This window comes from Tabrizicola sp. YIM 78059, assembly GCF_004959785.1.
Lineage (GTDB): Bacteria > Pseudomonadota > Alphaproteobacteria > Rhodobacterales > Rhodobacteraceae > Tabrizicola > Tabrizicola caldifontis.
The window spans coordinates 96,299-115,538 of record NZ_SJZH01000008.1 but is presented as its reverse complement, the minus strand read 5'-3'; the positions used below and the strand labels follow the sequence as shown (position 1 = coordinate 115,538).

The window sequence follows — 19,240 nt, the reverse complement described above, 5'->3', positions numbered from 1 at the left end:
TGCCTCACAAGCTGGTTCTGCCCATCTATCGTGGCCCGGGCGCAAAGGCCAGAGGGTGCCCGGCTCAGATCCGTGCAGCCAGGACGGTCAGGCAGGCGGCTTCGGCCAGTTGCTGCGCGGCGCCAAGGATGTCGCCGGTCTGGCCGCCAATACGCGCCCTGGCGGAAAGCGCGAGCCAGAGACAGACCGCAGCAGCAGCGGCCAACATCGGCAGAGCGGAAAGCCCGGCAAGGATGAAGGCAATGCCCCCGCCCATGGCCAACCCTATCAGCGCCCCGCCCCAGGAGGGGCGACCCGTCGCATGGCTGAGGCCCTGGCCACGCGCATTGGGCAACCCCGCCATGATCGCCGCCATCGGCACCCGGCTCAGCGCGCCAACAGTCACCAGCGCGGACCAATGCTGCCCGTGCAGAAGAATCGCCGTCAGGGCCGACCAGCGGGCGAGGGTCACCAGCACAACCGCCAGCACACCGTAGCTGCCGACGCGGCTGTCCTTCATGATTTCCAGCCGCCGTTCGCGTGTCCAGCCGCCGAAAAGACCGTCGGCCGTGTCGGACAGGCCGTCCTCGTGCAATCCCCCGGTCAGCATAGCAGCGAAGGCAAGGACCATCGCCGCCGTTACCCCCGGCGTTACCCCCAGCCACATTGCCGCGTCCGCCAGTGCGGCCGCCAGCGCCCCCAGAACTGCACCGACAAGCGGCCAGGCCCAGGCGGACCGCGCCCCTGTGCCCCGGTGGTCTGGAAGCGGAAGGCGGGAGAGAAGGGCGAAGGCCGACAGAAGATCGGGCAGCAGACGTGCCGGAATGTCGCGAATGCTGGACAATTGGGCCCTTCCCGGCTGGCAATCACAAGGGCCATGGGGTAGCCCCATCCGCATCCTGGATCAACTGCCGAGATGACGATGACCTTCCAGACCCTTGCCGAACTGCGTGCCCTTCTGTCCGATCTGCCGATGCCCGATCCGGCGGCCATCGCAGCGGCCGAGGCGCGGAACGGACAGTTGACCAAGCCGCCGGGGGCGCTGGGTCGACTGGAGAAGCTTGCGGTGTGGATGGCAGGCTGGCAGGGGACCGAAAAACCCCGTGCTGACCGGCCGCAGATCGCGATATTTGCCGGAAATCATGGTGTTGCCGCCAAGGGTGTTTCCGCCTTTCCGGCCGAAGTCACCGTGCAGATGGTGGCCAACTTCACCCACGGTGGTGCGGCAATCAACCAGCTGGCCAAGGCTTTCGGGGCAAGGCTGGACGTCCATGCGCTTGACCTGGACCACCCGACCGGCGATTTCACCGAAGGCCCGGCGATGACCGAGGCCGAGGTCGTCGCTGCCCTGCGCAAGGGGTTCGAGGCGGTCGATCCGCAGGCCGATCTTTTCGTTGCTGGCGAGATGGGCATCGGCAACACCACCTCTGCCGCCGCAATCGCCACGGCTCTTTACGGCGGTACTGGCTGGGCTGGTCGCGGCACCGGGGTCGATGATGCGGGCCTGCGCCGGAAGGAGGCTGCCATAGCAGCAGGGGTGGAGCGGAACCGCGCGCTTCTGGGCGATCCGCTTCAGGTGCTGCGTGCCCTGGGAGGGCGGGAAATCGCGGCGATGGCCGGGGCGATCCTGGGTGCGCGCATGGCGCGGGTGCCGGTGATCCTGGACGGATTCATCGCCTGCGCGGCCGCGGCGGTTCTGGACCGGGCCGCGCCTGGGGCGCTCGACCATTGCATCGCCGGCCATCAGAGTGCAGAGGGCGCCCATGCCCGCCTGCTGGAAAAGCTGGGAAAGGAGCCGCTGCTGGCGCTCGGTTTGCGGCTGGGCGAAGGTTCCGGCGCGGCGCTGGCGATCGGTGTGGTCAAGGGGGCGGTTGCCTGCCATTCCGGCATGGCGACCTTTGCCGAGGCGGGCGTGGCTGGGGGGGGATGAGGACGCGCACGTCGGTGACTTCGTCACTCCTCGCCCGGCGTCCGAAGGATGGCGCCGCGAGGCGGCGAGGCCGTCTGTTCAGGTCTTGGGCATCTTCAGCGAAAGAAGCTTGCCGCCTTTCTGGTAGCGCACCTCGGTTTCAGTGATCGCCATGATCGTGCCACCATCAATCTTGTCGCCCACCTTCACCTTCTTGTAGCGCCCGTTCGACTGCCGGATCAGAGCTGTGCGGCGTGAGTCGGTGCCGTATGTCCCGATCAGGTTGAGTTTCGAAAGGTTGATCGCCTTGGTGTAGGTGGCCTGCTTTGCAACATTGGCCTTGGTCGGAATCTTCGGGGCAGCGACCACGATTTCGGGTTCGTCGACCTCCTCAAGTTCTTCGGGTTTCAGGGCGGGGGCGGGGGCTGCTGCCGCTGTAACGATGACCTCGGGTTCCGGCTGCAGTTGGGGCTCGCGGACGGCAGCTGCCACTGCGGCTTCGACTGCCCGGCTCAGGTCGCGGGGGCGGTCTTGCGGGCGCTTCGAGATCGCAACGATAGACGGGTTCTCTGCCTCCATCGCGGCAGCGGCGGCAAGCCGCGCTTCGGCTTGGGCTGCCAAAGAGGCGGCCTGAGCACCAAGATCGACCTCTGCCTCAGCTTCCTCTGGGCGGGCGGCAGAGCCAGCGGCCAGCACGGCATCAGGGCGGGGCAGGGGGCGCGTGCTTGCGAAGTCGCTTGCCGATTCGGTGACAAGTGCGGCGCCGTCGTCTGTCGCCGGCACAAGCCCCTCCGGCCGCGCGCGCGGGCGGAACCCGGCCAGTGACGGGTCGGAAGGCGCCGGTTCGACCGCCGGCTCTTCGACCGTTGCGACCAGCGACGCATCGGCTGGCGAAGTCGTGTCCTGCCCTTCGGTCGCAGCCACGGGTTCCGCAGCTGCGGCGGCAGCCGCCAGGGCAGCGGCAGCCGCGGCCTCGCTGCGGGGCGGCGGCACGCGCGGCGGCTTTCCGGCGATCAGCATCACGCCGTCAGGGCTGAGAATGCCTTCGGGCGTCGGTTTCAGCAGGCCGTCCGGGCCGAACTGGTAGACGGTGCCGAAGGCGGGTGGCGGCATGGGGCGGTCGGGCGCCGCGTCTGCCGTGACCGCCGGTGCCGGAAGCGCCAGCGCATCCAGGGCCGGGGGCGGCGCGTCCATGGCGGAAAGGAAGATCTCGTCCTGGTCTTCGGCAGGGGCCTGCGCGGCCGTAAGGTCGGTCGCGACTGCCGTGGTCGGTGCGGGTTCCGGGGCCGTTGCCGGTGCGGCCGCTGGGGCCACAGTGTCCGGTTCCGGCTCTGCGGCTGCCAGCGCTGCCTGTGCAGGTGAGGGGGCGACATCGGTTGCGACGGTGTCCTCAGGCAGATCGGCACCGGGGGCATCGGTCGGTTGCCCGTCCCCTGCAATGTTCACCGGCAGGGCTTCGGTCGCCGGTCCTGCGGTTGCAGCCGTGAGATTGGTCTGAGGATCGGTGCTGGTCTGGGAGGGGGCAAGCTCTGCCGGATCCTGGAGGTCGGCGAGCATCTCTTCATCAACGCCCGGCGTTGCATCAAGGCTGGCCAGGGCCGGATCACTTTCTGGCGCGTCGTTGCGCGCGAGGTAGAAGGACGACCACGCTGCTACAAGGGCGAGGAAGATCAGAAGCAGCGCCACCAGCACCATGAACACTACGCCCGACCGGCTCTTGGGCGGAGCGGCAGTGCCGAAGGTGCCGCCCGGTCGGGCAGGCGACTTGACCGTGGTCGGGCCAGACGTGGTGGCGATGGCTGCGGCATCGGGCATGCCGGCCTTCCCTTTCGGCCTCGCCCGCGTGCCCGGGATCGTGGGCGAGGTAACAGGTGCCGAAAGCCCCTTGATGCCAGCCGGCCTGGGGATCGGTTGGCCTAGCCTTGCGCCCGGCGCTGGCGGGCGAGCGGTTCCGGTTTCGTTGCGCGTGGCGGCGCCCACCGGTGCGGCTGCGCCGCTGCCACCCGCGCGGCGACTGGCGAAAGCCACCATCGCCACCGTGGACGATGCAGGGGGGATGTCGTCTTCCACGGGTTCTGCCCGGCCCGGTGCCGGCTTCAGGCCGGCCGGCATGGGTGGGATATCGTCGGCTTCCGGGAAGGCGGAGGTATCCGTCACATGGGCAAAGGGTGCCTCTTCCATCTCGGGCTGCGAGACGGGCGCGTCCGTTGCCGGGGGGATGGTGTCAGGCGTCGCAGTGCCGGTGGGCGGTTCTTCTCGCTCCAGTTCCCGCAGCAGAGACTCGGGCAGGGCGTCGTCATCGGCGGCCTCGGCGCCCTTGTCCACAGCATCCGGTGCCGGGCCGGCCTTTTCGGAAACTGCGGCTTCGGTCGCAGGCGGGCTCGCCGGGTGCGGTGTCGGAACCTCTGGCAAGTCGGCGTTCAGCGCCTCTTCCAGGCCCGGAAGCGGTTCTTCGTCAGGGTCCGCAGCGGTGGCGGCAACGGCGGGCGTGGCGGGTGGCTCTGCCAGCGTTTCCGGCGGCGTCTGTGACGCCGGTTCGGGCTCTTCCTCCGGGGGGGAGGCATCTGCCACGGGTTCCGTTACAGGCACCTCGCGTGAGGCAGAGAGCAGGTCGCGTTGCAGAATCGTTACCGGCTCTCGATCCCGATCGACGCTTTCGCCGGGGGGAAGAACGGTGTCGGCGGCGACGGTCTGGCCGAACCAGGGCTCGCCGACAAACTTGCCCTCTTCGGGGATGGCGACGAAGGAAACCGGATTCAGCCGATGCTGGACGGCGAAGGCCTCGGCCTCTTCAAGCGTTTCGCGTGCGACGACGGCGACCTTGACGGTTGCCCCCTTGCCCGACCAGTCGAAGACCAGATCCTCGACCGCATAGGGGGTGCGCCCTTCCAGCGCCGCGGCGATCTGGCGGCGCTTGTCGTTGCGGCTGGGGCCAGGGGCCTCGATCTCGGTGTAAAGGATCTGGCTGTTCGGGAGGATGATCTTTGTCGCAAAGCCGATCGGCGACAGGCCAAGCGCGGTGCGGCGCAGATAATCCAGCGCGTCAGCCATGTCGGGGGCGTCGAAGGCGACTTCGCCGATGGAAAGCCAGCCCTTCGGCGTCCGATGCAGCAGCGCTATGGCGTCGCGGGTCAGGTCAAGTGCGAATGTCGGTTTCATGGGGCCGGGTCTAACACGGAAAATCTGCGTGCGGGAACGTGTTCCGCCGCGTTGCCGCACAACTACAGCAGCTTTTTGCCGAAAGAAAGGAAAACGGCCAAGGATCCGCTTGCGGCCTGCGTCACAACTCCGAAATCTAGCGCCAGTCAAAGGAGTAGACCGATGCGCCTTGTTCAAGCCATGATCCTGTCCGCCGCCCTGGCCCTGCCCCTGTCTGGCCCGGGGGCTGCCGAGGAGGCAAAGGCCCCCAGGATCGTCGTGACGGCAACCGGGACGGTCGAGGTGGCCCCGGACATGGCCACGCTGACCATCGGCGTCACCACCCAGGGCGACACGGCCGCCGCCGCGCTTGCCGCCAACAGCGCCTCGGTCGAGGCAGTCATGGCCCGTCTGGCCGCCACCGGTGTCGAGGCGCGCGACATGCAGACGTCGAACCTGTCACTTTATCCCAACTGGTCGGGTACTGAAGGCATGGCGCCCACCATCGCGAATTATGTCGCCTCGAACCAGGTGACGATCCGAATCCGCAAGCTTGATGCGCTTGGGGCGATCCTGGACGCCGCGGTTGCCGACGGCGCCAACACGCTGAACGGTCTGGCCTTCGGGCTGGCCGATCCCGACCCGCTGCTGGACGAAGCCCGCAAGAAGGCCGTGGCCGCGGCGCGCGCGCGGGCCGAGCTTCTGGCTGCCGCAGCCGGGGTGACGCTGGGCCCCATCGTCCAGATCAGCGAGGGCGGCAGCTGGAGCGAGCCCGTGCCCATGTATCGCGCAGAGGTGGCGGCCGCACCGGTGCCGGTCGCCGGGGGAGAGGTTGGTCTATCCGCGACGGTGACCATCCAGTACGAAATCTCTCGGTAATCGCCGGCCCAAGCGACGAGATTCGCAACAGTTCCGCCGTTTGGGCCTTATTTTGCCCAAGTCTGCAAGCAGTGATCCTGCAGGCAACGACAGTGGCAAGGCAGGGGAATGGTGCGCGCGGCGTTCAGGATGCTGGTTTTCGGCGCCATCCTTCTGGCGGCCCTGGCCTTTGTCGTCCTGCGCCCGCGCATGTTCGAGGCCATCCTGCCTGACTCGGCGATCACCTTTCTGGAAGGGCTGACCGGGCCGGGCGCGGCCGGCGCGCCGCGCAACGCCGGTCAGTCGCCGGCCGATTACCTAGAGGACGGCGCAGAGGGACTGCTGGCGCAGGGGCCGATCGCCGCAGGGCCGGGCAACAGCCCCGTCTTCATCCGCGATGCCGTGACCGGCTACTCCGTGCGACTGGCAACGGGTGTCCCGGCAGAAATCACAACGATCCGCCCCATTCTGGGGTGTCGTCTGACCCCCCCTCAACCCGGCAGCATCGTCGGCCATGTGGTCGCCGGCAGCAGCGGCGTTGCCACGGCTCTGGCAACCTACAACGATACGCATCTTGCAGCCGAAGTGCAGGTCTTCGTGGACCATTACCGCAGGACCGGCATGGCAGATCCCGCGCAGGCCTCCGCCCCGGCCTACGAGGCTTATGATGTGGCCGTTACCGAGACGCGAGCCCCGGTCTATCTGGTGCTGGAAAGCGGGACCGGCAACCGGTTGTGGAACATCCACCTCGCCGAAGGCGCGCGGATCGAACGGGTTGTGCTGCTGGGTGCGGATCAGGCCGGGGTTGCCAATCTTGATCCGGTCGTGCCGGTCGAGGTTCTGCTGAACGGCGGCCTGCGCGCGTGCGACATCGAGCCGGCCTATGTGCTGAATCCGGGGCACCGCCTCTATCAGGATCTCGCCAGCGGCTCGTCCACGGCGGCCGAGGCAGACCAGCGAGTTGCCGCGCAACTGGAAGCGGCCATGCGGTACGACACATGGTTTCATGACAGTTTCGGCGTGAAGGCGGGCGAAAGCCGGATCGGTTATGCGGCAGGCACGATCTCGATCATCGGTCCGGTGCCGGGTGCGGGCGAACCCAAGGCGGTTTCCGCCCCGATCCTTGGCGCCAAGGTGCGAATGACCCGCGACATCTATCTGGAAATCGCAGGCCAGGTGCCGGAGGGCGAGGATTTTGCCTCGCGCGTCCGCGCCATCGCCACCGCCTTTGCCTTCGGTGATCTGACAAATCTTCGACAGGGGGCACGGTTCTGATGCTGCGCCTGGTGATCTCGACCGGGCTGCTGCTCATGGCCGCAGGATTCGGCGCTGCCGGCTGGCAGTTCTGGCAAGGGATCGACCCCGGCAATCCCGGCATGGCCACAGAACGCGCCAATAGCGCCGATACAGGCCAGCCTTGGCTGATCTCTGCCACGGGCACCCCGGTTTCCCGGCTGGAAGCCGAAGCATACCTGGCGCAAGAGCGTCTGGTGCCGGCGCGACGCGCGACGCTGACCCTGAAGGCCAACCTGGCCGCCCTGCTTTCCCAAGGCGAGAAGCTTCCGGAGGAGCCCTATCTTCAGGTTCTGGCCGACATCCGTGCCCCGGTGCTTGCCCGGTCCCTTTGTGCCGTGCTGACCGAACGTATCGCCGCAGACTGCGCCGTCGATTCCGCCCGGGTGGTCGAGGGCAGCGTCGATCCTTTGCAGGGAACGGCGGCATTTCGGATCGAACTTGTCTACCGTCTCAAGCCCCAGGACCAGGAGATGCCGGATCCTGCCAGCCATGTCCTGAATCAGCGCGCTGTCGAGCTGGAGATTGCCGACAACGCTGCGGGGGCGGCCGAAGCAGCCCTTGGCAACGCGATCGACGTTGCTACGATTGCTTGCAACAATGCCGGCAAGTCCTGCCGGCTGCTGCGGATCGACCTTGATCTTCTGGCGGCATCGGGGCGCGCACATATCGCCTGGCTGGCCCCGATGCCAGCGGGGATGTCGGTTGCCCCGCCGCTCGGCCCCCTGGTCGGACACTGAGCGGCGGGAAGGGGGCCTCAGGCCGTTGCCTTTGCCAGGGCTTGATCCAGATCGGCAATGATGTCGCGCACGTCCTCGATCCCGATCGAGACCCGCACCACATCCGGTGCCGCGCCGGCCTTGACCTGCGCCTCGGGCGTCAGCTGGCGGTGCGTCGTCGAGGCCGAATGGATGATCAGGCTGCGCGTGTCGCCCAGGTTCGCGACATGGCTGAACAGCTTCACATTGTCGATCAGCCTGACGCAGGCCTCATAGCCGCCCTTCACGCTGAAGGTGAACAGCGCGCCGGGCCCCTTTGGCGTGATCTTCTGCGCCAGGTGATAGTAGGGCGAGGACTTCAGCCCCGGCCAGGTGACCGTACCGATCCGCGGATCCTGCTCCAGCCATTCGGCGACGATCTTCGCGTTCTCGACATGGCGCTGCATTCGCAGGGCTAGCGTCTCGATTCCCATCAGCGTGTAATGTGCCCCCTGCGGATTCATGGTCATGCCGAGGTCGCGCAGCCCGATGGCGATGGAGTGGAAGGTGAAGGCCATGTTGCCGAGCGTCGGGTGGAAGACGAGGCCGTGGTAGGCCGGCTCGGGCTGCGAGAGCGAGGGGAACTTGTCGTCCTTCGACCAGTCGAACTTGCCAGAATCCACGACGATCCCGCCGGTGACCGTGCCGTTGCCGGTCAGATACTTGGTGGCCGAATGGACGACGAGCGTCGCGCCATGTTCGATCGGGCGGCACAGGTAGGGGCTGGCGGTGGTGTTGTCCACGATCAGCGGGATATGGGCCTGGTTCGCCACCCGAGCGATGGCGGGCAGGTCGCTGATCGCGCCGCCGGGGTTGCAGATCGTTTCGCAGAAAAGCGCGCGGGTATCGGCGTCGATCGCAGCTTCGATCGCCTTGGGGTCATCGAAATCGACGAATTTCGCCGACCAGCCGAACTTGCGGATCGTGTTGGAGAACTGCTGGATCGTGCCGCCGTACAGCTTGGTTGACGCCACGATGTTGCGCCCCGGCTGCATCAGCGGGAACAGTGCCATGATCTGCGCGGCATGGCCAGACGAGCAGGCAATGGCACCCGCCCCGCCTTCTAGCGCCGCAACGCGGTTGGCCAGCGCTGAAACTGTCGGGTTGGTCAGGCGCGAATAGATGTATCCCACTTCCTGAAGGTTGAAGAGTTTGGCCGCGTGGTCCGCATCGCGGAAGACGTAGGCCGTGGTCTGATAGATCGGCACCTGCCGCGCGCCGGTCGCGGGGTCGGGCTCTGCCCCGGCGTGAATGGCAAGGGTTTCAAAGCCAAGGGGTCTTTCGGTCATGGGTCATCCCTCCGTGTTCGGACGGCAGGGTAGGGGAGGATGCGGGGTCTGGCAACGGGGCACGCCGGCGCGAGGTACCCCGCCGAATGTTCCTGCCACGGGCCGCCTTCGGCCTTGCCGCGACGGGCCGAAGGGTGTCCATGCAGGTGCGGCGAAGGCCGTTCGGCTCAGCGCACCGGGCTGCGATAGGTCATTCGGCGGACCGAGCCGGTCTTGGATCGCATCAGGATCGTCTCCAGCGTCACCCAGCCGGGTTCGCGCTTGATGCCCGCCAGCAACGAGCCATTCGTCACCCCCGTTGCGGCGAAGATCACGTCGGATTTCACCAGATCGTCGCGGGTATAGACGCGGTCCAGGTTGGTGATTCCGGCCTTGCGGGCGCGGGCGCGTTCGTCGTCGTTGCGGAACAATAGCTTGCCGTAGAACTGCCCGCCCATGCATTTCAGTGCCGCGGCCGCAAGCACCCCTTCCGGTGCGCCGCCCGAGCCCATGTACATGTCAATGCCGGTGATTTCGGGTTCGGCGCAGTGCATGACGCCCGCCACGTCGCCATCGGTGATCAGCCGGATCGCCGCGCCGGTGGATCGGACCTCGGCGATCAGATCCTCGTGCCGGGGGCGGTCGAGGATGCAGACGGTGATATCCTCGGTCGAGCAGCCCTTGGCGGCGGCAAGGGCCGAGACGCGTTCAGAGGGGCTTTGCGCCAGCGTCACCGTGCCTGGCTTGTGGCCGGGGCCGATGGCCAGCTTTTCCATGTAGACATCGGGCGCGTGCAGCAGCGTGCCGCGCGGCGCCATGGCGATGACGGTCAGCGCGTTCGGCATGTCCTTGGCGGTGAGGGTCGTGCCTTCCAGCGGGTCCAGCGCGATATCCACCGCCGGGCCGTTGCCGGTGCCGACCTCTTCGCCGATGTAAAGCATCGGGGCCTCGTCGCGCTCGCCCTCGCCGATGACGACGACACCCTTGATGTCCAGAAGGTTCAGCTGGTCGCGCATCGCGTTGACGGCGGCCTGATCGGCGGCCTTTTCGTCGCCGCGGCCGATGAAGCGCGCTGAGGCGAGGGCGGCGGCTTCCGACACCCGGGCGAGGCCCAGCGATAGAAGCCGGTCCTGGAATTGCGATTTCTCTGACATGCTTGCCCCCTCCGGCCTTGTTCCGTCTGCTCTAGCGGCGGGTGGATCGGGCGGCAAGGATGGTGACGCTAACGGACGTCAGGGGCCGAGGGAAATCTGGTCGCGGCGGGCAAGGACACCGGCGTAGCAGGCGTCGAGGGCTTCGGCCATGGCGCGGTCGGCGGCGGCGGCGCGGTCATGGCGCGGGCGGATCAGGGTGAGGAGGCCGCGGTCAGAGGCGGCGAATTCGGCCGGGTTGAGCGCATCGGAAAAGGGTTGCAGAACGGTGAAGCCAGGATCGGGCAGGCCGGGGAAGGCAAGCATTGCGGCTTCGCAGGTGGCAAGGCTGTCGGGGCAGTGCGCCTGGCAAAGGTCGGTGACGGGGCGAAGCTCGGTCCGGCCTTGCAAGGCGTCACGAGCACGGGTTGCGGTGGCGGCGGGGGTGGGAATGTCGTCCACGGAGAAACCGAACCAGACCGCGCGGACGGCGCGGGCGTCCTCGATCCGCGCTTCGGTATCGGCGGCGGACAGGCCGGTGCCGGCAAGCGGGCTGCCAATGATGTCGAAAATCCGGGGTTCGGTTTCCAGAAGTTGCACATAGGCCATCCAGGCGGCCAGTCGGTCTTCCCGCATGAGCGACAGCAGCAAACCCGCCTCCAGCAACGGCGACCCGTCCTGGTAGACCGCCGCGGTCAGCCGTCAGGTCAGGGCGAAAGCTCCGAGCATGGCTGGAGAGTCGTCGGACAGAAGCTGCGGTGGCAGATCGCCGAAAGCGCCGGTCATGTTGACCCAGGCTCGGAGGAGGACGGCCGCCTTTTCTGGTTCCCCCGCGGCCAGAAGGCCCGCGGCGCGGTCGGGCAGGTCCTCGGGGGTGTCGGTCCGGCCGAGGTCCCAAAGCGCGGTGGCGCCATGCGCTTCAGCTGCCGCATCCTGGGCCTTGACGCCGGCGACCTGGCGCTGGGCGTTCTTCTCCTTGAGGTTGCCTTGGGGCGGCACCCATATCAGCGCCAGCGGCAGGGTGACGAGAGCGGCCGCATTGCCCGCTTTGGCCAGATCGCGCAGGGTGGCGACGGCGGCGGGGTCGTCGGCGGCCAGCAGCGTGGTCAGTGCGGCCCGGAAGGCCGGATCGTCGGCGCCGTCCAGCATCTCCGCCTGGACCGGGGCGGCGAGCAGGGCAAGGGCGGCAAGGCAGCGCAGCATGGGCCCCCCCCGGTCATCGAAAGACCGAAGGGTCCCGCGCGGGCCGGGGTCTGTCAAGCGGTCAGACTTCCTCGATCCGGATCGCCACCGGATTGCCGACCAGCACGCCGGTCGCGGCGAACCGGCTGGTGGCATGGGCCACATCGGCGGGCGCGGCCTTGTGGGTGACGATGAGAACGACAGCATCCTCAGCCCGGTCGCCGGGGCGGTGCAGCTGGCGCATCTGGTCGATCGAGATCCCGGCCTCGCCAAGACAGGTGGCGATCTTGGCGAGTGCCCCGGGTTTGTCGAGCAGCGTCATGCGCAGGTAATAGGGCGCGGGCGTCGCGGCGCTGGCCGGAACCGGTTCGGTCAACTGTGCGGCAGGCACGCCGAAGGTCGGCAGGCGCAGTCCTCGGGCGATGTCGATCACGTCGGCCATCACCGCACTTGCGGTCGGGCCCATGCCGGCACCGGGACCACGCAGGACGATCTGGCCCACGCTGTCGCCTTCCAGCACCACCATGTTGGTGCCGCCCTGCAACTGGCCGAGCGGGCTGTCGGCCGGCACGAGGCAGGGGGTCATCCGCTGCTCCAGCCCCCGACCGGTCATCTGGGCCACGCCCAGAAGCTTGATCCGGTAGCCCATGTCTTCGGCCAGGCGGATATCGTCGATCGAGACATTGCCGATACCTTCCAGTTCCACCGCGCCGAAGGCGACGCGGGTGCCGAAAGCGATCGCCGAGAGAAGCGACAGCTTGTGCCCGGCGTCGATGCCGCCCACGTCCAGGTTCGGGTCTGCCTCCAGATAGCCCAGTTGGCGCGCTTCCTCGAACACGGCGTCGTACGGCAGCCCGGCAGACTGCATCCGGGTAAGGATATAGTTGCAGGTGCCGTTCATCACGCCCATCACCCGCCTGATGCGGTTGGCGGCCAGCCCTTCGGTCAGCGCCTTGATCACCGGAATGCCGCCCGCGACCGCGGCCTCGAACCGCAGGACGCGACCAGCGGCCTCGGCCGCTTCGGCCAGCGCCTGGCCGTGATGGGCCAGCAGCGCCTTGTTGGCGGTCACGACATCCTTGCCTGCGGCGATGGCCGCCTCGGTCGCAGCTCTTGCAGCCCCCTCGTGGCCGCCCATCACCTCGACGAACACATCCACGTCCGGGCGGCGGGCCAGCGCAACGGGATCGGTTTCCCAGGCATAGGCCGACAGGTCCGCATCGCGGTTCTTCTTCGGGTCGCGCGCCGATACGGCGGTAATGATCACCGGGCGTCCTGCGCGCGCGGCGATCAGGTCAGCCTGAGACTGGACAATCCTGACGACGCCAATACCGACGGTTCCCAGACCGGCAAGGCCAAGACGCAGGGGGGCGGACATGGGAAGGACCTCGGGCTTTTGACGGACCCCCGTCTGTTAGCCGGAAGCCGGGCGGGGTGCAACGCCGTCAGGGCGCGTCAAGAGCCGCGGCCCGCGCCTTCAGACTTGCTGCCCGCGCGGAAAGATCCTGAGCCGGGTCGATCAAGCCGGTATCGGCCTGCGCCAGAAGCTGGTCGATGGGAAGGATGGCGGGATAGGGGCCGGGCGCACCGGACTGCGCCGCGACCTCGGGGAATGGTGCGCATGCTGCTGCGGCAAGGCCGGTCGCACAGACCAGGGATCGGAATGGCATGGGCATGAGCATCGTCCGCATTGCATCCGACGATACAGAAGGCCCGGGCACAAGGAAAGCGCCCAGGCGCTGCCTCAGCTGGTGCAGGCGGGTGCGCCCTGAAGGCAGATGCGCCGCCAGTTCCGCGGCCGGGTCACGATGAACTGCGTGAAGGTCTGGTCCGACACGCCGGGCGTGAAGTTCAGCACCCCGGTGTCGAACCGCGGCCGGTAATCGACCCAGGTTTCGACGATGATGACCGATTCGAGATCGGCCAGAACCGGAATTCGTGGTCGAAGCGTCTGGATCGTCGTCTGGGTATGTGCCGGCACCTTGCCGCCGGGTGAGCGCGAGAACAGAAGTTCATATCGGTCGTCGCGGGCATTGTACTCGATGCTGGTGATTCTGAGCCGCGAGTCGGGAACGCCCGGTGTCAGGAATTGCAGCACGTTGCTTAGCCCGTCGACGAACTGCGTGTTGACCACCCCCTGCCGCGACAGAAGATCGGAAATGGAATAGGCAGCCTTCTGGCTGACGTTGATCGTGCGGAACACGTCCCAGTACACCACCAGCGCGATGAAGCCCCAGATCAGCATGGGAAGCAGGATCAGTGCCTCGGCCAGAAGAGCGCCACTTTCATCCCTGGCGAAGGCGCGAATGCTGTTGCGCAGACGGGTCATGCTGGCGTCATCCCGGTTCGTTGACAAAGACGGACGTGGCAAGCAAGGCATAGTTGCCGTCGCCTTCCCCATCGGCGATCAGGGATGCCCCGACGGCAGTGGTGGGAAACATCGGCCGCTCTTTCAGGCAGATGCGCAGCAGCATGATGTCGTTATCCGCACCATAGGTAAATTCGGTGGCGCTCGGCTCTGGCGCCAAGGGATCGATCGGTGCGCTGCGGTCCACGCAGTGGCGCGGCGGGGCGACCATGGCGAAATTCGCGGTGTTGATCGGCTGCATCCAGATGCGCATGGAATCGACGCATTGCTGCACCGAATTGACCAGCGCGCTGGTCTGGCAGATCCGCCGCTTCAGCTCGGCATGCGTCAGCCCGTCAAGCCTGCCCAGGCGTATGTCGCGCACCACGATGTCCACGCTGCGTTCCAGCATGACATAGCGGGCCATGTACAGGCTGCTTTCGACCGACGCCATGAAGATGATCAGGACGACCGGCACCACGAAGACGAACTCGATCGTTGCGGTGCCGCGTTCGTCTGCCAGGAAACGCGCGAGGCGGTTCATTGTGTCAGCCTCAGGGCAGAGATGTCGGTGGCGATGGCGCGGAAGGCGGCCAAAAGCGTGTCGCCATCGGTGGCGTTGAAGTAGTAGCTTTCCTTCGGCGAGGAGGAACAGCCTCTGATTGCTGCCTGGCCTTCCGGCGGGGCATTGAACGCAATTCCATAGATCTCGATACCGGCATTGCGTGCCGCCGTGCAGTTGGTCTGCAACAGTGAATCCATCGTCGTTTCGTTGGTGTAGAAGGTGTCGCGGAAGACGTTGCGCACCGTTGTGGCATTGCTGGTCCCGCTCACATTCGAGCGCATGTAGAGCTGACGCACCACATAATCGAGGCGGAGATCCAGCCAGACCTCGCTCCAGTCAAGTTGGCGCACGGCACCGCTGCCGGTCCATGTGGGCGAGGCCAGCCAGGCCACCCGGCCGGCGCTGGAGGTGCTGTTGCAGCTGGTATCCGAGTTCGGCTTGAGGTGCGGCACGAAATAGGTGTTGGAGCCGGCACAGGCCGGGCGGGTTCCGCCCTGCAATCCCGGGCCGCCAGTCCAGAAACGGATCGCATAGCGCCCATCCGCGCCGCGCCAGATCGGCGATGGGCCTGACTTGTAGGCATCGACGATACGGGTGCTGGTCACATGGTCGCCGTCGGTCATCAGGATGATGATCTTGCGAGTCTCCCTCGCGCTGTTGTCCGCGGGCCGGCCCTGCACCGAAGCATCGCCAATGGCGGTGTAGATGGGCCGCGCGGTTTCGTCGATCAGAGCCGTGGCCCAGCGCATCCCCGTCACGATGTAGGTGTTCCCCGCTGCCTGCAGCTGCTGGATCCGGTTGATCACGGCGGCGCCGTTCTTCGTCGGCAACATGACATGGTTGTAGGTCGATTCATCGAACGGAGTGCTTGGCACATCGTTCAGTGTCGTGCAGATGCGGTAGCCCGCCCGGATGTCAGGGCGCACCACGTTGGCATTCGAACTGAGCGTCGGGTCGATGAAGTTCGTCGTGTTGGTCGTCGTGCCGGTCGTGTCGGCGACCGACGCCATGGGCATCGGTGTCGTGCGCGACAGCGCGGTCTGGTTGTAGGTAGAGGTCGGCAGCTCGATGCAGTTGATGTTCGGCACGCCCTGGTTCGCCACGCCACCCCAGTGCGACAGGTTCGTCACCGTGAACTGCGCGCGCAGGTTGGCGGGCAGGTTCACCTGCATGTTGTAAGGCACCAGTCCGATCGAGACGCTGTTCTGGCTGTCGTTTTCCTTGACCACATTCACGAAGTCGGTCGCTGCGCTGCGGAGGGCCTGGATCTTCGACCAGGACGCTTCGTTCTGCGGCGTCTTGGGGTCGTCCTTCATGCCTGCGGATTCGCTCATCGACCCTGTGATGTCTAGCGCGAGCATCACCTCGATGTCGTTCACGCCCTGGGTCGCCTCGGACACGGTCGAGCTTTCCAGGTATTCGTTATCGGAAAAGATGCCCATGAAGAAGTTGTAGGACCGCACCCTTGCCGAAACCGTCACCCGCCGCAGCCCGGCATCGGCGATGGCTGCTGTCGTCGGGTCGCTGAACCGGACCATTTCGAGATCGGCGCCGAGGCCGGCCTTGCCGAACCAGTCATCCACCACCTCTCGCGGCGTGCGCGTCTGCGTGAGACTGGCGGCCGCAAGGGCTGCCCTGTCCATCGTCTGCTGCAGCGCGACGCGCCGGGTCTCGAAGCGCATGACATCCACGGCAATCCCGCCGAAGATGATCATGAGAACGAAGATGAGCAGAAAGAAATACGACATCGAGCCGCGCTCATCCTCCCGAAAGCGGAGCAGCCCTGTGCAGTGACGATTGCGGACCAATGCGGAAGTCGGTTTCGGCATCGTGACACCTATGAAATGGCAGCAGCCCCGCCGGCAGACGGCAGGAAATCCGATAATCATTAAAATCGAAGATCGGGCAGAAGTGTGGCATTTGCCTCGGAAGAAGCCGAAATCTGCAGTTTTCGGAAACAATTCTTCGGGTTTCGCTGACGCTTTTCTCAAGCCGGGCGCAAAGCACGGGCGTCATGCGGGCGTCGGCAAAGCCTGGCACCCTGATTCGCGCTTGTCGGTAATCGCCCGTCCGCCCCCTTTCGTGGCGACGGCTGGCGATGCGGGTGGAAGCGGGCTTCACAGACGCGGCCAGACCTGTAGGGTGCAACTGCGGCGCCGCGTGGCGCACGGCCAGACATGGAGGCATGGCATGAGGGTATCCGGCGAACCGAGTTTCCGGGAATCCGTCGATCTGATGTTCAACCGCGCGGCGAGATTGCTGGATCTGAGCCCGGGACTGGAACAGAAGATCCGCGTCTGCAACTCGACCTACACCGTGCGTTTCGGGGTGCGGCTGCGGGGAAAGATAGAGACCTTCACCGGCTATCGCTCGGTCCACTCCGAGCATATGGAGCCGGTCAAGGGCGGCATCCGCTATGCCCTCTCGGTCAGCCAGGACGAGGTCGAGGCGCTGGCCGCGCTGATGACCTACAAATGCGCGCTGGTGGAAACGCCGTTCGGCGGATCGAAGGGCGGATTGTGCATCGATCCGCGCCAATGGGACGAACACGAGCTGGAACAGATCACCCGCCGCTTCGCCTATGAGCTGATCAAGCGCGACCTGATCCACCCGGCACAGAACGTGCCGGCCCCCGACATGGGCACGGGTGAGCGCGAGATGGCCTGGATCGCCGACCAGTATGCGCGGATGAACACGACCGACATCAATGCCAAGGCCTGCGTGACTGGCAAGCCTCCGCATGCGGGAGGGATTCAGGGGCGGGTCGAGGCCACGGGCCGCGGCGTGCAGTATGCCATGCGCGAATTCTTCCGCCACAAGGACGACATGGCCCGCGCCGGGCTGACGGGAGGGCTGGAAGGCAAACGGGTGATCGTGCAGGGGCTTGGCAACGTGGGCTACCATGCGGCGAAGTTCCTGTCCGAGGAGGACGGCTGCAAGATCATCGCGGTGATCGAGCGCGACGGCGCGATCGTGAACGAGGCGGGCCTGCCCATCGAGGAACTGCGTCAGTGGATGAACGCCAACGGCGGCGCTGTCGCGGGCTTTCCTCGTGGCACGCATGTAGCCGACGGCGCGTCGTTGCTCGAAACCGCTTGCGACATTCTGATCCCGGCGGCTATGGAGGGGGTCATCAACCTGTCCAACGCCGAGCGCATAAGGGCGCCCCTGATCGTCGAGGCGGCGAACGGCCCCGTCACCTTCGGCGCCGACGAGATCCTGCGTCGCAAGGGCTGTGTCATCATTCCTGACATGTACGCCAATGCCGGGGGCGTGACCGTTTCCTATTTCGAATGGGTCAAGAACCTGTCTCACATCCGCTTTGGCCGGATGCAGCGCCGCGCGGAAGAGGCGCGGAGCCGTCTGCTCGTCGAGGAACTGGAACGGCTCAGCGCCGACAAGGGCCTGGGCTGGACCTTGGCCGAGGATTTCAAGGAGCGCTTCCTGACCGGCTCGGACGAGCTGGCGCTGGTGCGCTCGGGCCTCGACGACACGATGCGCACGGCCTACCAGGCGATGCGCGAGGTCTGGCATTCCAGGCAGGATGTCGAGGACCTGCGGGTCGCGGCCTATATCGTGGCGATCGACCGTGTGGCGAAGACCTATCGGTCGAAGGGGCTTTGACCCGGTTTCGCCAATGCCCGGTTGGGGTGCGTCAGTGACTGCTGCCCAGCGGGATCGCCCGGCTGGACTTGAAAATCGCGGTAGCAAGGCAATTTGTGGTGTCCACACAGTGTGATCAGGACGGTCGGTTGGTGCGGAACAGTTCTATTGGTGAAGGCGCCGAAGCCGCAGTCGTGGTTTGCTCTGATGCGACGTGGGCTTGGCAGGGCGCTTATGTTTTGTCCCGTTCCATGGCGCTGGACCGTTCTTGCAGGCTGGACCACCACGCCTATCTCGTGGGTGATGTGCCTGACGATCTGATCGAGGTCTTTCCCGAAGGCGTGCAGGTCCATCATCTGCCAGAATATCCTCGGGCCATCCATTACAGCCCCACCACGCATGTGCCTCTTGCCGCACTACTGCGGCTGTTCGCGCTTGAGGAACTGGCGAAGATCTATCACCGCGTGATCTACCTCGACGGCGACGTCTTCCAGGCTTGGGGTTCGCTGGCCGATCTTCTCGACCTGCCCGAAACCGGCAGGCCGCTGGCTGCGGTGCGCGACCGGTCGCACTGGCCCGACCGGGAGCGGTTGCGCCACCAAAAGTCGTACGTTGCGGCGCTGAATCCCAAGATTGGCAGCAACTACTTCAACTCCGGTGTGCTGTTGGTTAACGGGCCGGTCTGGACCAGCGGCGGCTATTCCACTGCCGCGCTGGATTTCTTCCAGCAGAACCAAGGACTTTGCCTCTATGTCGACCAGTCGGCCCTTAATGCCGTAATCGAGGGCGACTGGGACAGCCTTTCTCCCGGGTGGAACTGGCAGATGTCCAAGACCAGCTATCCGTTGGTGTCGGGGCGGAGGCCGAGGCTTGTACACTTCACCGGGCCAATCAAGCCTTGGAACGACAGGCTTCGGCTGTTCGATCCGGCAATCTTTGCAGACATGAAGCAATTCTTGCGGAAGCGGGGCGCGGAGCATCTCCTGGACCCGGGGGTTGGTCCTGATGGCTTCACGCTGGAGATGGAGCGGCGTCGAATGCGTGAACTGGCTGTGTTGGTAGAGGATCCGCTAGGCAAGCGGGATAGCATCAAGCGGTTCCTTGATGCCGAGGAGCACATCGATCATGCAGCCGGTATTGCGGCCTATGGTGTCGGTGCCGCCGGGTCGGTCTGATCCGGTCTCCAGAAGCGCGTGATCGGGCGGAATCG

The 19,240-nt window shown here is 66.1% G+C and carries 17 protein-coding genes; 6 read left to right on the top strand and 11 right to left on the bottom strand.

Annotation, left to right across the window (positions count from 1 at the left end):
- Window positions 1–64: 64 nt before the first annotated feature.
- Window positions 65–814, bottom strand: coding sequence for an adenosylcobinamide-GDP ribazoletransferase (cobS, locus tag EZM81_RS12020; RefSeq protein WP_136645916.1), 750 nt, complete (start codon window positions 812–814; stop codon window positions 65–67).
- Window positions 815–895: 81 nt separating this feature from the next.
- On the opposite strand from cobS, the gene cobT reads away from it, so the two are divergent.
- Window positions 896–1,909, top strand: coding sequence for a nicotinate-nucleotide--dimethylbenzimidazole phosphoribosyltransferase (cobT, locus tag EZM81_RS12015; protein WP_136645887.1), 1,014 nt, complete (start codon window positions 896–898; stop codon window positions 1,907–1,909).
- Between the two features lie 78 nt (window positions 1,910–1,987).
- Here the strand turns inward: cobT and EZM81_RS12010 are convergent, their stop codons facing one another.
- The gene (locus EZM81_RS12010; RefSeq protein ID WP_136645886.1) at window positions 1,988–5,047 is read right to left on the bottom strand and encodes a hypothetical protein; all 3,060 of its coding nucleotides are present in this window, start codon (window positions 5,045–5,047) and stop codon (window positions 1,988–1,990) included.
- A gap of 162 nt (window positions 5,048–5,209) precedes the next feature.
- Between EZM81_RS12010 and EZM81_RS12005 the strand changes: the two genes are divergently transcribed.
- The 3 genes from EZM81_RS12005 (at window position 5,210) to EZM81_RS11995 (ending at window position 7,917) form a co-directional block, all read left to right on the top strand.
- On the top strand, window positions 5,210–5,905 hold the full coding sequence (locus tag EZM81_RS12005; protein ID WP_136645885.1) for an SIMPL domain-containing protein: 696 nt from the start codon (window positions 5,210–5,212) through the stop codon (window positions 5,903–5,905).
- 108 nt (window positions 5,906–6,013) lie between these two features.
- Window positions 6,014–7,159, top strand: a complete 1,146-nt coding sequence (locus EZM81_RS12000) for a hypothetical protein (RefSeq protein WP_136645884.1) — start codon at window positions 6,014–6,016, stop codon at window positions 7,157–7,159.
- Window positions 7,159–7,917 carry a hypothetical protein gene (locus EZM81_RS11995; protein ID WP_136645883.1) on the top strand — a complete coding sequence of 253 codons (759 nt, stop codon included), beginning with the start codon at window positions 7,159–7,161 and terminating at the stop codon, window positions 7,915–7,917. Before EZM81_RS12000 ends, EZM81_RS11995 begins: the two co-directional genes overlap by 1 nt.
- A 17-nt stretch (window positions 7,918–7,934) precedes the next feature.
- Here the strand turns inward: EZM81_RS11995 and EZM81_RS11990 are convergent, their stop codons facing one another.
- From EZM81_RS11990 to EZM81_RS11950, 9 genes are all read right to left on the bottom strand, one after another.
- Window positions 7,935–9,224 (bottom strand): O-acetylhomoserine aminocarboxypropyltransferase/cysteine synthase family protein, encoded by a 1,290-nt coding sequence (locus EZM81_RS11990; protein WP_135449927.1) that lies wholly within the window; start codon window positions 9,222–9,224, stop codon window positions 7,935–7,937.
- A 167-nt stretch (window positions 9,225–9,391) separates the two neighbouring features.
- Window positions 9,392–10,357 carry a class II fructose-bisphosphatase gene (glpX, locus tag EZM81_RS11985; protein WP_136645882.1) on the bottom strand — a complete coding sequence of 322 codons (966 nt, stop codon included), beginning with the start codon at window positions 10,355–10,357 and terminating at the stop codon, window positions 9,392–9,394.
- 78 nt (window positions 10,358–10,435) lie between these two features.
- Window positions 10,436–10,984 carry a hypothetical protein gene (locus EZM81_RS11980; protein WP_136645881.1) on the bottom strand — a complete coding sequence of 183 codons (549 nt, stop codon included), beginning with the start codon at window positions 10,982–10,984 and terminating at the stop codon, window positions 10,436–10,438.
- Between the two features lie 51 nt (window positions 10,985–11,035).
- Window positions 11,036–11,536 carry a hypothetical protein gene (locus tag EZM81_RS11975; RefSeq protein ID WP_169052363.1) on the bottom strand — a complete coding sequence of 167 codons (501 nt, stop codon included), beginning with the start codon at window positions 11,534–11,536 and terminating at the stop codon, window positions 11,036–11,038.
- Between the two features lie 61 nt (window positions 11,537–11,597).
- Window positions 11,598–12,893, bottom strand: coding sequence for a homoserine dehydrogenase (locus EZM81_RS11970; protein WP_135449930.1), 1,296 nt, complete (start codon window positions 12,891–12,893; stop codon window positions 11,598–11,600).
- Between the two features lie 67 nt (window positions 12,894–12,960).
- On the bottom strand, window positions 12,961–13,185 hold the full coding sequence (locus tag EZM81_RS11965) for a hypothetical protein (RefSeq protein ID WP_135450028.1): 225 nt from the start codon (window positions 13,183–13,185) through the stop codon (window positions 12,961–12,963).
- Window positions 13,186–13,259: 74 nt separating this feature from the next.
- Complete coding sequence (locus EZM81_RS11960) at window positions 13,260–13,844, bottom strand: hypothetical protein (protein WP_136645879.1); 585 nt, start codon at window positions 13,842–13,844, stop codon at window positions 13,260–13,262.
- A gap of 7 nt (window positions 13,845–13,851) precedes the next feature.
- A complete protein-coding gene (locus EZM81_RS11955) occupies window positions 13,852–14,406 on the bottom strand; it encodes a TadE/TadG family type IV pilus assembly protein (RefSeq protein WP_136645878.1) in 555 nt (184 codons plus the stop codon).
- Window positions 14,403–16,175, bottom strand: coding sequence for a Tad domain-containing protein (locus tag EZM81_RS11950; protein WP_169052362.1), 1,773 nt, complete (start codon window positions 16,173–16,175; stop codon window positions 14,403–14,405). Before EZM81_RS11950 ends, EZM81_RS11955 begins: the two co-directional genes overlap by 4 nt.
- A gap of 442 nt (window positions 16,176–16,617) precedes the next feature.
- Between EZM81_RS11950 and EZM81_RS11945 the strand changes: the two genes are divergently transcribed.
- Both EZM81_RS11945 and EZM81_RS11940 read left to right on the top strand, forming a co-directional pair.
- Window positions 16,618–18,051 carry a Glu/Leu/Phe/Val dehydrogenase gene (locus EZM81_RS11945; protein WP_136645876.1) on the top strand — a complete coding sequence of 478 codons (1,434 nt, stop codon included), beginning with the start codon at window positions 16,618–16,620 and terminating at the stop codon, window positions 18,049–18,051.
- Window positions 18,052–18,281: 230 nt separating this feature from the next.
- The gene (locus tag EZM81_RS11940; RefSeq protein ID WP_136645875.1) at window positions 18,282–19,205 is read left to right on the top strand and encodes a glycosyltransferase; all 924 of its coding nucleotides are present in this window, start codon (window positions 18,282–18,284) and stop codon (window positions 19,203–19,205) included.
- Window positions 19,206–19,240: the final 35 nt, after the last annotated feature.